Genomic DNA, 13766 nt, shown 5'->3' on the forward strand with positions numbered 1-13766 from the left:
TCGTCGTTATGCAGGTACTGCTGGAGGGGAGAAAGTCTATGAAAAGATGAGCGGTCGTCGTTTTGAGCGAACTTCTATTGTTGCAGGTCAAGTAGGCAGAGAGTTTATAGCTCCCATGATTTACAAGAACAGCAGGACAAGCGATTTCTTTGTGGAGTGGTTCAAAACGCAACTCCTGCCTGCTTTGAAGACACCTCATGTTATTATCATGGACAATGCTAGTTTTGATCCCAAGAACATTTTGGATGAACTCTGCATCCAAGATAAACACTTTTTCTTACCTCTACCGCCTTATTCACCAGATTTGAATCCTATTGAGTAAGCTTGGGCTATCTTGAAAAAGAAAGTAACAGATTTATTAAGGGAAGTCCCAACTATTTTTGAATGTTTGGAACGCTTTTTAAAACTAAATGACTATAACAGCTATTGCCCAAGGAAAGAAAACAAAGAAACAAGCCTGTGTCGAACTTAATCTTTCTGAAAGACAAATCAATCGTCTGCTACTAGTCTATCAACAGAAAGGAAAAGAAACCTTCAGACACGGAAACAGAGAATTGGAAGATTTTTTATTTGTGTCTTAAATCAGGTCTTGCGTGACATTTTCTGCTCTCCACATACCATTGTTGATTAACAGAACACCAGAATTAAAATTATGTGTATAAAAATCATCTCTAACTGCAGCTAAGGGTATATCCGTCAAGTCCAAATCCCACAGCTCATCTATCGATTTTCTTACAACAATATCTAAATCCAAATACAGTACACGAGACTCGCTTACATACTTTGGAATAAAATACCTAAAAAAGCCGCATATGAAAGTCCCTCAAAGGGGAGACGATAACCTTTCAGAATACTACTGTCAATCTAAACATTCACAATCTCACTATTCAAAGTCTCTAGTCTTTTTTCCATCAATTGGAACCATTCTCGCGGAAGGTCATCATTAAAAACATAAAACTTAAGATTATAATAGATGAACACAAAGAGATTTTATTGTTGTTTCAACTTTATCCATATAAGCATTATCTGCACCTAAGACAATCGCTTTTTTCTCTTCTTTCACTCTTTATCTCATTTCTTTTTATTCCTTCTACGTAACCATTATTTTCGCCTATTCGTTCGTAAAACCATACCAGTGGAGATTTTAGATGAAGTCCCATTACGGTTTACAATTTTTACATTACGACACGGAGTTTTACAAATCGATTTCATTTGCCAAACGTAGTTAGTAAGGCAGTTAGCTAGGCTACCTACTTTCTGCTACAACGGAAAAATCCACGAATCAATATTATTCGTGGATTTTTCCTAGTGAAGCGTTTAGGTAAGCCGATTGTTATACTACGACACGTAGTTTGACCAATCGATTCTATTTGCCAAACGTAGTTAGTGAGGCAGTTAGCTAGACCGCTCACTACCAGTTACGACGTAAAGTTTTACGAATCGATATTATTCGTAAAACTTTACTAGTGGAGCGCCTAGAGTCTGGGACAAAAAGATTTTGATTTTATGAATTCTTTATTATAAGTTTTTAAAATCGATAGATTAGACAAAAAAGCAAACAAAACAGAATTCTGAGTGTCAGATAACTTGTTTTGTTCGCTTTTTATATTTAAGGTTAGACTTTTGTCCCAGACTCGTTAGTTACTTAGATTGTTACACAATCAAATAAATTTACTGAACTACGACACTGAGTTTTACAAATCAATTCCATTTGTAAAACTCAGTTAGTGAGGCAATTAGCTAGTTCGCCAAATAGCGACTAGCGTCCAACAATTAGGAACTTTAGTTCCAATTGTTGGTACTGAGTCACATCTTCTCTTCCAACTCTACATCTGGATACTTGTCCGCAAACCAACGGAGAGCAAAGTCATTTTCAAAGAGAAAGACTGATTGGTCGAAACGGTCTTTAGCCAAGATATTGCGGCTTGATGACATGCGTTCATCCAAGTCCTCAGGTTTAATCCAACGAACGGTCTTTTTACCCATTGGGCTCATGACCACTTCTGCATTGTACTCGCCTTCCATACGGTGCTTAAAGACTTCAAACTGAAGTTGACCAACAGCTCCCAGCATGTACTCGCCTGTTTGGTAATTCTTATAAAGCTGAATAGCTCCTTCTTGCACCAATTGCTCGATTCCCTTGTGGAAAGATTTTTGTTTCATAACGTTCTTAGCAGATACTTTCATGAAAATTTCAGGAGTAAAGGTTGGCAGTGGTTCAAATTCAAACTTGTTTTTACCAACTGTCAAAGTATCCCCAACCTGATAAGTACCAGTATCGTAAACCCCGATGATATCACCTGCCACGGCATTGGTTACATTCTCACGACTTTCCGCCATAAACTGAGTCACATTCGACAGTTTAGCCCCCTTACCAGTACGAGGCAGGTTAACACTCATACCGCGCTCAAATTCACCAGATACGATACGGACAAAGGCAATGCGGTCACGGTGACGAGGGTCCATATTGGCTTGGATTTTAAAGACAAATCCTGAAAAATCCTTGTCGTAAGGATCCACAATTTCGCCATCTGTTTTCTTGTGTCCATGTGGTTCTGGAGCAAACTTAAGGAAAGTCTCAAGGAAGGTCTGCACACCAAAATTTGTCAAAGCCGAACCGAAGAAGACAGGTGTCAATTCTCCAGCAAGGATAGCTTCCTCTGAAAACTCATTTCCAGCTTCATTTAAAAGTTCAATATCATCTTTTACCTGCTCGTAGAAAGGATTGCTGCTAAAAAGCTTGTCCCCATCTTCTAAACTGGCAAAACGCTCATCCCCCTTATAGAGCTCCAAGCGTTGGTTATAGAGGTCATAGAGCCCTTCAAAAGCTTTCCCCATCCCGATTGGCCAGTTCATCGGATAGCTCGCAATACCCAAGACTTCTTCCAATTCTTGCAAGAGGTCCAGTGGCTCACGACCGTCACGGTCTAGCTTGTTCATAAAGGTAAAGACTGGAATACCACGGTGTTTGACAACTTCAAACAATTTCTTTGTCTGCGCCTCGATACCCTTGGCAGAGTCCACGACCATGACCGCAGCATCCACCGCCATCAAGGTACGATAGGTATCTTCTGAGAAATCCTCATGCCCTGGTGTGTCAAGGATATTCACGCGCTTGCCATCGTAGTCAAACTGCATCACAGATGAAGTAACCGAAATCCCACGTTGCTTCTCGATATCCATCCAGTCAGACTTGGCAAAAGTCCCTGTTTTCTTTCCTTTTACGGTACCAGCCTCACGAATCTCGCCCCCAAAGTAGAGCAACTGCTCAGTGATGGTTGTTTTCCCCGCGTCTGGGTGAGAGATGATGGCAAAGGTACGACGTTTCTTAATTTCTTCTTGAATATTCATAAGTTCTCTTTCTTTGATTCTCTATTTTTCTTGTTTCAATAGCTAAGAATGATTTTTACATTGGATTTTACCATTCCTTTCAACACTCCATTATATCGGATTTTAGCATTTTTTTCAATTTCTATTTCTTTTCACTTCCCCCTCCCTTATTTATAGGAAAATATGGTAAAATAGAACAGACTAAAAATCATCATTTCACGAAAGGATGTAAGATGAAAATTACGCAAGAAGAGGTAACACACGTTGCCAATCTTTCAAAATTAAAATTCTCTGAAGAAGAAACTGCTGCCTTTGCAACGACCTTGTCTAAAATTGTTGACATGGTTGAATTGCTGGACGAAGTTGACACAACTGGTGTCGCACCTACTACGACCATGGCTGACCGCAAGACCGTACTCCGCCCTGATGTGGCTGAAGAAGGAACAGACCGTGATCGCTTGTTTAAAAACGTACCTGAAAAAGACAACTACTATATCAAGGTACCAGCTATCCTAGACGATGGAGGAGATGCCTAATGACTTTCAACAATAAAACCATTGAAGACTTGCACAATCTCCTTGTCTCTAAGGAAATTTCTGCAACAGAATTAACACAAGCTACGCTTGAAGATATCAAGTCTCGCGAGACAGCTATCAACGCTTTTGTTACCATCGCTGAAGAGCAAGCTCTTGTTCAAGCTAAAGCCATTGATGAAGCTGGAATTGACACTGATAATGTCCTTTCAGGAATTCCGCTTGCAGTAAAGGATAACATCTCTACAGACGGTATTCTCACAACCGCTGCCTCAAAAATGCTCTACAACTACGAGCCGATCTTTGATGCAACTGCGGTTGCTAATGCAAAAGCCAAGGGCATGATTGTCGTAGGAAAAACTAACATGGACGAATTTGCCATGGGTGGTTCTGGTGAGACTTCTCACTACGGAGCAACTAAAAATGCTTGGGACCACAGCAAGGTTCCTGGTGGTTCATCAAGTGGTTCAGCTGCAGCTGTAGCCTCAGGACAAGTCCCCTTGTCACTTGGTTCTGATACGGGTGGTTCCATCCGCCAACCTGCTGCCTTCAACGGGATCGTTGGTCTCAAACCAACCTACGGAACAGTTTCTCGTTTCGGTCTCATTGCCTTCGGTAGCTCATTAGACCAAATCGGACCTTTCGCACCAACTGTTAAGGAAAATGCCCTCTTGCTCAACGCTATTGCCAGCGAAGATGCTAAAGACTCTACTTCTGCTCCTGTCCGCATCGCCGACTTTACTTCAAAAATCGGCCAAGACATCAAGGGCATGAAAATTGCTTTGCCTAAGGAATACCTAGGCGAAGGAATTGATCCAGAGGTTAAGGAAACAATCTTAAACGCGGCCAAACACTTTGAAAAATTGGGTGCTATCGTCGAAGAAGTCAGCCTTCCTCACTCTAAATACGGTGTTGCCGTTTATTACATCATCGCTTCATCAGAAGCTTCATCAAACTTGCAACGTTTTGACGGTATCCGTTACGGCTACCGCGCAGAAGATGCGACTAATCTTGATGAAATCTATGTAAACAGCCGTAGCCAAGGTTTTGGTGAAGAAGTGAAGCGCCGTATCATGCTGGGTACTTTCAGTCTTTCATCAGGTTACTACGATGCCTACTACAAGAAGGCTGGACAGGTCCGTACACTTATCATTCAAGATTTCGAAAAAGTCTTCGCGGATTATGATTTGATTTTGGGTCCAACTGCTCCAAGTGTTGCCTATGACTTGAATTCTCTCAACCATGACCCAGTTGCCATGTACTTAGCCGACCTATTGACCATACCTGTAAACTTGGCAGGACTTCCTGGAATTTCGATTCCTGCTGGATTCTCTCAAGGTCTACCTGTCGGACTCCAATTGATTGGTCCCAAGTACTCTGAGGAAACCATTTACCAAGCTGCTGCTGCTTTTGAAGCAACAACAGACTACCACAAACAACAACCCGAGATTTTTGGAGGTGACAACTAATGAACTTTGAAACAGTCATCGGACTTGAAGTCCACGTAGAGCTCAACACCAATTCAAAAATCTTCTCACCTACTTCTGCCCACTTCGGAAATGATCAAAATGCCAACACTAACGTGATTGACTGGTCTTTCCCAGGAGTTCTGCCAGTTCTCAATAAAGGGGTTGTCGATGCCGGAATCAAGGCTGCTCTTGCCCTCAACATGGACATCCACAAAAAGATGCACTTTGACCGCAAGAGCTACTTCTATCCTGATAACCCCAAAGCCTACCAAATTTCTCAATTTGATGAACCAATCGGATATAATGGCTGGATTGAAGTCGAACTAGAAGACGGTACGACCAAGAAAATCGGTATCGAACGTGCCCACCTAGAGGAAGACGCTGGTAAAAACACCCATGGTACAGATGGCTACTCTTATGTTGACCTCAACCGCCAAGGGGTTCCCTTGATTGAGATTGTATCTGAGGCAGATATGCGTTCTCCTGAAGAAGCCTATGCTTATCTGACAGCCCTCAAGGAAGTTATCCAGTACGCTGGCATTTCTGACGTTAAGATGGAGGAAGGTTCGATGCGTGTGGATGCCAACATCTCCCTTCGTCCTTATGGTCAAGAGAAATTCGGTACCAAGACTGAATTGAAGAACCTCAACTCCTTCTCAAACGTTCGTAAAGGTCTTGAATACGAAGTCCAACGCCAGGCTGAAATTCTTCGCTCAGGTGGTCAAATCCGCCAAGAAACACGCCGTTACGATGAAGCGAATAAAGCAACCATCCTCATGCGTGTCAAGGAAGGGGCTGCTGACTACCGCTACTTCCCAGAACCAGACCTACCCCTCTTTGAAATTTCTGACGAGTGGATTGAGGAAATGCGGACTGAGTTGCCAGAGTTTCCAAAAGAACGTCGTGCGCGTTATGTATCTGACCTTGGTTTATCAGACTACGATGCTAGTCAGTTGACTGCTAATAAAGTCACTTCTGACTTCTTTGAAAAAGCTGTTGCCCTAGGTGGTGATGCCAAACAAGTCTCTAACTGGCTCCAAGGGGAAGTCGCTCAGTTCTTGAATGCTGAAGGTAAAACACTGGAACAAATCGAATTGACACCAGAAAACTTGGTTGAAATGATTGCCATCATCGAAGACGGTACTATTTCATCTAAGATTGCCAAGAAAGTCTTTGTCCATCTAGCTAAAAATGGCGGTGGCGCGCGTGAATACGTGGAAAAAGCAGGTATGGTTCAAATTTCAGATCCAGCTATCTTGATCCCAATCATCCACCAAGTCTTTGCCGATAACGAAGCTGCTGTTGCCGACTTCAAGTCAGGCAAACGTAACGCCGACAAGGCCTTTACAGGATTCCTTATGAAGGCAACCAAAGGCCAAGCCAACCCACAAGTTGCCCTTAAACTACTTGCACAGGAATTGGCGAAGTTGAAAGAAGATTAATATGTAAAAGAAACCAGCCTTGAGGTTGGTTTTTTCTCCCCTACCATCTCCCAATAACTATTTTGGCTTTATTTCCAGAAGATTTTATGGTAAAATGAAGAGTAATAATATTTATTAAAGAGGTAAAAACATGATTGAAGCAAGCAAATTGAAAGCTGGTATGACATTTGAAACTGCAGACGGAAAATTGATCCGCGTTTTGGAAGCTAGCCACCACAAACCAGGTAAAGGGAACACAATCATGCGTATGAAATTGCGTGATGTCCGTACTGGTTCTACATTTGATACAAGCTACCGTCCAGAAGAAAAATTCGAACAAGCTATTATCGAAACTGTTCCAGCTCAATACTTGTACAAAATGGATGAAACTGCCTACTTCATGAACACTGAAACTTACGACCAATACGAAATACCAGTCGTAAATGTTGAAAATGAGTTGCTTTACATCCTTGAAAACTCTGATGTGAAAATCCAATTCTACGGAACTGAAGTAATCGGTGTAACTGTACCAACTACTGTTGAATTGACAGTTGCTGAAACACAACCATCTATCAAAGGTGCTACTGTTACAGGTTCTGGTAAACCAGCAACTATGGAAACTGGACTTGTTGTCAACGTTCCTGACTTCATCGAAGCTGGACAAAAATTGATCATCAACACTGCAGAAGGAACTTACGTTTCTCGTGCCTAATCTCTAGAAAGAGGTCATTCTATGGGAATTGAAGAACAATTTGGCGAAATCGTTATCGCTCCACGTGTACTTGAAAAAATTATTGCCATCGCAACTGCTAAAGTTGAGGGTGTCCACTCATTTTCAAATAAATCCGTATCTGACACCCTATCAAAACTCTCTCTTGGTCGTGGTGTCTACTTAAAAGAAAGCAATGAAGAACTAACTGCTGACATCTACCTCTACCTTGAGTACGGTGTGAAAGTACCAAAAGTGGCTCTTGCTATTCAAAAAGCGGTCAAAGATGCTGTCCATGATATGGCTGATGTGGAACTTTCTGCTGTCAATATCCATGTTACAGGAATCGTTCCAGATAAAACACCAAAACCTGAGTTGAAAGATCTATTTAACGAGGACTTCCTCAATGACTAGTCCATTATTAGAATCTAGACGCGAACTTCGTAAATGCGCTTTTCAAGCTCTTATGAGCCTTGAATTCGGTACAGATATGGAAACGGCTTGTCGCTTTGCCTACACACATGACCGTGAAGATGCAGATGTGCAAATCCCAGCCTTTCTTCTAAACTTGGTTTCTGGTATCCAAGCTCAAAAAGAAGAGTTGGATAAACAAATCAACCAGCACCTCAAGTCAGGCTGGACAGTTGAACGTTTGACTTTGGTCGAAAAAAACTTACTACGCTTGGGTATCTTTGAAATCACATCATTTGATACACCTCAGCTGGTAGCAGTCAATGAAGCCATTGAACTTGCCAAGAATTTTTCAGATCAAAAATCAGCCCGTTTTATCAATGGATTGCTTAGTCAATTTGTAACTGAAGAAAATGAATAATCAAAAAGGTGTTTGGTCTTCCAGGCACCTTTTGACTTTCCCCTCTGCACAGAGTAAGAACCACATAAAAACTAGAACTGGCAGTCAGTTCTAGTTTTTGCGTATTCTAAAGAATTATACTCAATGAAAATCAAAGAGCAAACTAGGAAGCTAGCCGTAGGCTGCTCAAAACACGGTTTTGAGGTTGTGGATAGAACTGACGAAGTCAGTAACATATATACGGCAAGGCGAAGCTGACGTGGTTTGAATTTGATTTTCGAAGAGTATTAGTATTTTCTAAACCGTTGATAGCGCTCTTCCAACAACGCTTCTAACGGTTTTTGTGAAAGTAGAGCTAGCTCAGCTTGGAGTTCTTTTTTAACATTCTTAATCAGTTCTTTGCTAGAAAGTCCTGCTTCAGAAATCACCTTGTCTACTACGTCCATTTCTAACAGTTCGTGTGAAGTGATTTTCATCAGTTCTGCTGCTTCCATGGCACGACTGCCATCCTTCCATAGAATGGAAGCAAAGCCTTCTGGACTGAGAATAGCATAAATAGAATTTTCCAGCATCCAAACACGGTCTGCGACTGCTAGAGCCAAAGCCCCACCTGAACCACCTTCACCGATAATGATAGCGATAATAGGAACTCTCAGATCACTCATTTCCATGAGATTGCGAGCGATAGCTTCTCCTTGACCGCGTTCTTCCGCACCGACACCAGGATAGGCACCTGCTGTATTGATAAAGGTCACAACTGGACGGCCAAACTTTTCAGCCTGTTTCATCAACCGTAGGGCCTTGCGGTAGCCTTCTGGATGCGGTTGACCAAAATTCCGCTTGAGATTATCTTGTAAACTCTTGCCTTTTTGGATACCAACCATTGTTACAGCTTGGTCTCCAAGCCAGCCGATACCACCAACAACTGCACCATCGTCACGAAAAGAACGGTCACCGTGTAATTGGATAAATTCATCAAAAATGCCTGTCGCAAAGTCCAAGCTTGTCAAGCGACTCTGCTCACGCGCTTCTCTGACTATTTTTGCAATATTCATCTAGAACTCCCTCCATGCAATCTGACTAGGCTAGCAATGGTATCTGGCAAGTCTCTTCTTTTAACGATAGCATCCACAAAGCCATGTTCCAATAGGAATTCTGCCTTTTGGAAATCCTCAGGCAAGCTTTCACGAACCGTATTTTCAATGACACGACGCCCAGCAAAACCGACCAAGCTCTGTGGTTCAGCCAGAATGATATCACCTTCCATAGCGAAAGAAGCTGTCACACCACCTGTCGTTGGATCTGTCAAAATGGTCAAGTAAAAGAGACCAGCATTTGAATGCCGTTTAACTGCTGCAGAGATCTTGGCCATCTGCATGAGACTCATGATTCCTTCCTGCATACGGGCTCCACCAGAGGCTGTGAAGAGGACAACTGGCAATTTTTCGACAGTCGCATACTCAAACAAACGAGTGATTTTTTCACCTACAACCGTACCCATAGAAGCCATGATAAAGTTGGAATCCATAATCCCAAGAGCCACAGTCTGACCTTTTATAAGAGCTGTTCCTGTCACAACGGCTTCATCCAGACCTGTTTTTTCACGCATAGTTGCTAGTTTCTTTTGATAACCAGGGAAATGCAAGGGATCCTTGCTTTCAATCCCTGTAAACAATTCCTTGAAGGTTCCCATATCAATCGTCAAAGCCAAGCGTTCTTGGGCAGAAATACGAAAGGTGTAGCTACAATGTGGACAGATACGCTCACTTCCCAGATCCTTCTGATAGATGGTATGCTTACAGCCTGGACACTGGGAAAATAATTCATCTGGAACCTCTGGCTTAGCTTGAGGTTTTTCCCTAACCGAACGATTGGGATTGATTCGAATATACTTATCTTTTTTACTAAATAGAGCCATTGATTCCCCTTTTCGGTTTAAACTCTTGAAGTCATTTTATTCTTTTTCTTGATATTTGGGTAAGAAGGTTTCCATTAAGAAGGAAGTATCGTAATCTCCAGCAATGACATTGCGATCTGAAATGAGGTCAAGCTGGAAATCTGCATTGGTCTGCACCCCTTCAATCTCTAATTCATAGAGGGCACGTTGCATTTTCATCAAGGCATCAAAACGGTTTTCACCGTGTACGATGATTTTGGCAATCATACTATCATAATAAGGCGGAATGGTATAACCTGGATAAACTGCTGAATCCACGCGCAAGCCAACTCCACCACTTGGTAGATAGAGATTAGTAATCTTACCTGGACTTGGAGCAAAGTTAAAGGCTGGATTTTCTGCATTGATACGACACTCGATGGCATGACCGCGTAGGACAATATCTTCTTGCTTAACAGACAGAGGTTGACCTGCCGCAATGCGAATCTGTTCCTTAACGATATCCACACCTGAAACAAATTCTGTTACTGGATGTTCTACTTGTACACGAGTATTCATTTCCATGAAATAGAAATTGCCACTGGCTTCATCAAGAAGAAACTCAATGGTCCCTGCATTTTCATAGCCAACAGACTCCGCCGCTCGAACAGCAGCAGAACCGATTTCATGACGCAGCGTTTTCCCGATTGCAATCGAAGGACTTTCTTCCAAAACCTTTTGGTTGTTCCGTTGTAGAGAACAATCCCGTTCCCCCAAGTGGATTACATTTCCGTGTTCATCTCCTAGAATTTGAACCTCGATGTGACGAGCTGGATAGATAACCCGTTCTATGTACATGGCACCATTGCCATAATTGGCCTTGGCTTCACTAGAGGCAGTTTCAAAGGCTGAAACAAGGTCTTCTGGTTTTTCAACCTTACGAATCCCTTTACCACCACCACCTGCTGAAGCCTTGAGCATAACAGGATAGCCAATTTTTTCAGCAACAATCAAGGCCTCCTCAGAGTTATGCACTTCTCCACCTGAACCTGGAATAACAGGCACACCAGCCTTAATCATCTGAGCACGCGCATTGATTTTGTCCCCCATCATATCCATAACATGACCAGATGGACCGATAAATTTGATGCCCACTTCTTCACACATAGTTGCAAATTTGGAATTTTCACTGAGAAACCCAAAACCGGGGTGAATGGCTTCTGCCTCAGTCAAGACTGCAGCTGATAGAACCGCATTAATATTGAGATAAGACTCAGTTGCCTTACCAGGACCGATACAAACCGCTTCATCTGCCAAAAGCGTATGAAGGGCTTCCTTATCAGCAGTTGAATAGACTGCTACGGTCGCAATCCCCAATTCACGCGCCGCACGGATAATACGAACCGCAATTTCACCACGATTGGCAATTAAAATTTTTCGAAACATGGAGAACCTCCTTAGTTCCCAATTGCAAAGGTAAGAGTACCACTAGCTGCAAGCTTGCCATCCACTTCAGCCTTTGCTTCAACCACGGCTATGGTGCCACGACGTTTTACAAAAGTCGCTGTCATAACCAATTGGTCGCCTGGTACAACTTGCTTCTTGAATTTGACCTTATCCATACCAGCGTAAAAGACCAGTTTTCCTTTATTTTCAGGTTTTGATAACTCCAACACACCAGCAGTTTGCGCCAAGGCTTCCATAATCAGAACACCTGGCATAACTGGGTATTGAGGAAAATGACCGTTAAAGAAAGGCTCGTTGATGGTCACATTTTTGATAGCAACAATGGTATCCTCGCTCACTTCCAAGACACGGTCCACTAGAAGCATAGGATAACGGTGGGGAAGGGCTTCTTTGATTCCTTGAATATCGATCATTTGATACGTACCAATCCTTTACCAAACTCAACCATTTCTTCGTTAGAGACGAGAATTTCCGTTACCACACCATCCTTAGGAGCTGGGATTTCATTCATGACTTTCATGGCTTCGATAATTACCAATGTTTGACCTTTTTTGACACTATCACCAACTGTAACGAAGGCAGGTTTATCTGGTCCAGCAGCCAAGTAAACCACTCCAACAAGTGGACTCTCTACAAGATTTCCCTCAGTAGCCACACTTGCTTCAGCTGGAGCTGGAACTTCTTCTGCTACAGTCTCTGCTGGAGCAGATGTAGGAGCTACTGGACTCGGTGTTGCTAGAACGGGTGCTGGAGCGACTTGAGTTGCAACTTCAGGCACAGGTCTCGCTTCATTCTTGCTAAACTGCAACTCATCCGTCCCATTTTTATAAGAAAATTCTCTCAAACTTGACTGGTCAAATTGAGTCATCAAGTCTTTAATATCGTTTAAATTCATACTTATCTATTCTCCCAACGTTTGAAAGCAAGAACTGCATTGTGGCCTCCAAAACCAAAAGTATTTGAAATAGCGTATGGAATTTCTTTCTCCAAGCCTTGTCCATAAACGACATTAGCTTCGATATAATCTGATACTTCACTTGTCCCAGCTGTCATTGGTACAAAGTTATGACGCATAGCTTCGATGGTGACGATAGCTTCTACTGCACCCGCAGCCCCCAGCAAATGTCCTGTAAAAGACTTGGTTGATGATACAGGTACTTCCTTACCAAGAACAGCTACGATAGCACCACTTTCTCCTTTTTCATTGGCAGGAGTTGACGTTCCGTGAGCATTGACATAGGCTACTTGCTCTGGAGAAATCTCAGCTTCTTCCAAGGCTAGTTTGATGGCCTTGATAGCTCCCTGACCTTCTGGATGTGGAGAAGTCATGTGGTAGGCATCACAAGTATTTCCGTAACCAACCACTTCAGCCAGGATAGTAGCTCCACGTTTTTCAGCGTGTTCAAGACTTTCTAGAACCAACATCCCTGAACCTTCACCCATAACAAACCCATTGCGATCCTTATCAAATGGGATCGAAGCACGAGTTGGATCCTCTGTAGTAGAGAGAGCTGTTAAGGCTTGGAAACCAGCGATGGCAAAAGGTGTGATAGAAGCTTCTGTTCCTCCCACCAACATCACATCTTGGAAACCAAACTTAATGGAGCGGAAGGCATCCCCAATCGCATCATTTGATGAAGAGCAGGCAGTATTGATAGATTTACAAACACCGTTTGCACCAAAACGCATGGCTACATTCCCAGAAGCCATATTTGGTAAAGCCTTTGGAAGAGTCATTGGTTTGACACGTTTGGGTCCTTTTTCATGAAGACGAAGTACCTGATCTTCAATTTCCTTGATTCCACCAATACCAGATGCAACGATAACACCAAAACGATCCCTATTAAGAGCCTCTACATCAAGATTGGCATGGTTTACAGCCTCTTGGGCTGCATACAAGGCATATAAAGAATAGTTATCAAAACGGTTGGTATCTTTTTTTACAAAGTATTTATCGAACGGAAAATCTTGGATTTCTGCCGCATTATGCACATCAAAGTCACTATGATCAAATTTTGTAATGCCACCAATGCCGATTTTCCCAGTTGCTAAACTATTCCAAAATTCTTCTGGTGTATTTCCGATTGGAGATGTTACTCCATAACCTGTTACCACTACTCGATTTAGTTTCATTCTTTTCACCTCTAGCT

At 42.5% G+C, this 13766-nt stretch carries 15 protein-coding genes and 2 pseudogenes; 8 read left to right on the forward strand and 9 right to left on the reverse strand.

Going from position 1 to position 13766, the window contains the following annotated elements:
- Positions 1-394, forward strand: a pseudogene (locus HT678_RS03430) (transposase); the annotation flags it as partial.
- Between the two features lie 16 nt (positions 395-410).
- Positions 411-551 (forward strand): annotated as a pseudogene (locus HT678_RS03435) (helix-turn-helix domain-containing protein); the annotation flags it as partial.
- Between the two features lie 26 nt (positions 552-577).
- Here HT678_RS03435 and HT678_RS11890 read toward each other — a convergent pair.
- The 3 genes from HT678_RS11890 to HT678_RS03450 all read right to left on the reverse strand — a co-directional run bounded on the left by HT678_RS11890 (position 578) and on the right by HT678_RS03450 (position 3351).
- Positions 578-814: a glycosyltransferase gene (locus tag HT678_RS11890; protein WP_255209663.1), complete on the reverse strand. Its 237-nt coding sequence runs from the start codon at positions 812-814 to the stop codon at positions 578-580.
- Between the two features lie 150 nt (positions 815-964).
- Positions 965-1063 carry a hypothetical protein gene (locus tag HT678_RS11895; RefSeq protein WP_001810144.1) on the reverse strand — a complete coding sequence of 33 codons (99 nt, stop codon included), beginning with the start codon at positions 1061-1063 and terminating at the stop codon, positions 965-967.
- Between the two features lie 743 nt (positions 1064-1806).
- Positions 1807-3351, reverse strand: a complete 1545-nt coding sequence (locus tag HT678_RS03450) for a peptide chain release factor 3 (protein WP_001025442.1) — start codon at positions 3349-3351, stop codon at positions 1807-1809.
- A 212-nt stretch (positions 3352-3563) separates the two neighbouring features.
- Between HT678_RS03450 and gatC the strand changes: the two genes are divergently transcribed.
- The 6 genes from gatC (at position 3564) to nusB (ending at position 8294) form a co-directional block, all read left to right on the forward strand.
- Positions 3564-3866, forward strand: a complete 303-nt coding sequence (gatC, locus tag HT678_RS03455) for an Asp-tRNA(Asn)/Glu-tRNA(Gln) amidotransferase subunit GatC (protein ID WP_000705410.1) — start codon at positions 3564-3566, stop codon at positions 3864-3866.
- Complete coding sequence (gene gatA, locus HT678_RS03460; protein ID WP_000143715.1) at positions 3866-5332, forward strand: Asp-tRNA(Asn)/Glu-tRNA(Gln) amidotransferase subunit GatA; 1467 nt, start codon at positions 3866-3868, stop codon at positions 5330-5332. Before gatC ends, gatA begins: the two co-directional genes overlap by 1 nt.
- Complete coding sequence (gatB, locus tag HT678_RS03465; protein ID WP_001008685.1) at positions 5332-6774, forward strand: Asp-tRNA(Asn)/Glu-tRNA(Gln) amidotransferase subunit GatB; 1443 nt, start codon at positions 5332-5334, stop codon at positions 6772-6774. Before gatA ends, gatB begins: the two co-directional genes overlap by 1 nt.
- A 130-nt stretch (positions 6775-6904) precedes the next feature.
- On the forward strand, positions 6905-7465 hold the full coding sequence (gene efp / locus HT678_RS03470) for an elongation factor P (protein ID WP_000568643.1): 561 nt from the start codon (positions 6905-6907) through the stop codon (positions 7463-7465).
- Between the two features lie 21 nt (positions 7466-7486).
- A complete protein-coding gene (locus HT678_RS03475; protein ID WP_000510576.1) occupies positions 7487-7876 on the forward strand; it encodes an Asp23/Gls24 family envelope stress response protein in 390 nt (129 codons plus the stop codon).
- Complete coding sequence (nusB, locus tag HT678_RS03480) at positions 7869-8294, forward strand: transcription antitermination factor NusB (protein ID WP_000203641.1); 426 nt, start codon at positions 7869-7871, stop codon at positions 8292-8294. The genes HT678_RS03475 and nusB overlap by 8 nt, the downstream gene beginning before the upstream one ends.
- Positions 8295-8560: 266 nt before the next feature.
- Here nusB and HT678_RS03485 read toward each other — a convergent pair whose 3' ends face one another.
- From HT678_RS03485 to fabF, 6 genes are read right to left on the reverse strand one after another with little or no spacing between them, the layout of a single operon-like run.
- Complete coding sequence (locus HT678_RS03485; protein ID WP_001017387.1) at positions 8561-9328, reverse strand: acetyl-CoA carboxylase carboxyl transferase subunit alpha; 768 nt, start codon at positions 9326-9328, stop codon at positions 8561-8563.
- Complete coding sequence (gene accD, locus HT678_RS03490) at positions 9325-10191, reverse strand: acetyl-CoA carboxylase, carboxyltransferase subunit beta (protein WP_001173359.1); 867 nt, start codon at positions 10189-10191, stop codon at positions 9325-9327. Before accD ends, HT678_RS03485 begins: the two co-directional genes overlap by 4 nt.
- 36 nt (positions 10192-10227) lie before the next feature.
- A complete protein-coding gene (gene accC / locus HT678_RS03495; protein ID WP_000488684.1) occupies positions 10228-11595 on the reverse strand; it encodes an acetyl-CoA carboxylase biotin carboxylase subunit in 1368 nt (455 codons plus the stop codon).
- 11 nt (positions 11596-11606) lie between these two features.
- On the reverse strand, positions 11607-12029 hold the full coding sequence (gene fabZ, locus HT678_RS03500; RefSeq protein WP_000565515.1) for a 3-hydroxyacyl-ACP dehydratase FabZ: 423 nt from the start codon (positions 12027-12029) through the stop codon (positions 11607-11609).
- Positions 12026-12511 (reverse strand): acetyl-CoA carboxylase biotin carboxyl carrier protein, encoded by a 486-nt coding sequence (accB, locus tag HT678_RS03505; RefSeq protein ID WP_001052244.1) that lies wholly within the window; start codon positions 12509-12511, stop codon positions 12026-12028. Before accB ends, fabZ begins: the two co-directional genes overlap by 4 nt.
- A gap of 2 nt (positions 12512-12513) precedes the next feature.
- Entirely contained in the window at positions 12514-13749 is a 1236-nt protein-coding gene (gene fabF / locus HT678_RS03510) for a beta-ketoacyl-ACP synthase II (protein WP_000774063.1), read from the reverse strand.
- Positions 13750-13766 lie beyond the last annotated feature (17 nt).

The sequence above is a fragment of the Streptococcus sp. 3167 genome (genome assembly GCF_013277175.1).
Classification (GTDB): Bacteria; Bacillota; Bacilli; order Lactobacillales; family Streptococcaceae; genus Streptococcus; species Streptococcus pseudopneumoniae.

Bases quoted from the DNA above. Each gene is read 5' to 3' on its own strand.
- HT678_RS03450 (WP_001025442.1), bottom strand. From the start codon at position 3,351: ATGAATATTCAAGAAGAAATTAAGAAACGTCGTACCTTTGCCATCATC.
- gatC (WP_000705410.1), top strand. From the start codon at position 3,564: ATGAAAATTACGCAAGAAGAGGTAACACACGTTGCCAATCTTTCAAAA.
- gatA (WP_000143715.1), top strand. From the start codon at position 3,866: ATGACTTTCAACAATAAAACCATTGAAGACTTGCACAATCTCCTTGTC.
- gatB (WP_001008685.1), top strand. From the start codon at position 5,332: ATGAACTTTGAAACAGTCATCGGACTTGAAGTCCACGTAGAGCTCAAC.
- efp (WP_000568643.1), top strand. From the start codon at position 6,905: ATGATTGAAGCAAGCAAATTGAAAGCTGGTATGACATTTGAAACTGCA.
- HT678_RS03475 (WP_000510576.1), top strand. From the start codon at position 7,487: ATGGGAATTGAAGAACAATTTGGCGAAATCGTTATCGCTCCACGTGTA.
- nusB (WP_000203641.1), top strand. From the start codon at position 7,869: ATGACTAGTCCATTATTAGAATCTAGACGCGAACTTCGTAAATGCGCT.
- HT678_RS03485 (WP_001017387.1), bottom strand. From the start codon at position 9,328: ATGAATATTGCAAAAATAGTCAGAGAAGCGCGTGAGCAGAGTCGCTTG.
- accD (WP_001173359.1), bottom strand. From the start codon at position 10,191: ATGGCTCTATTTAGTAAAAAAGATAAGTATATTCGAATCAATCCCAAT.
- accC (WP_000488684.1), bottom strand. From the start codon at position 11,595: ATGTTTCGAAAAATTTTAATTGCCAATCGTGGTGAAATTGCGGTTCGT.
- fabZ (WP_000565515.1), bottom strand. From the start codon at position 12,029: ATGATCGATATTCAAGGAATCAAAGAAGCCCTTCCCCACCGTTATCCT.
- accB (WP_001052244.1), bottom strand. From the start codon at position 12,511: ATGAATTTAAACGATATTAAAGACTTGATGACTCAATTTGACCAGTCA.
- fabF (WP_000774063.1), bottom strand. From the start codon at position 13,749: ATGAAACTAAATCGAGTAGTGGTAACAGGTTATGGAGTAACATCTCCA.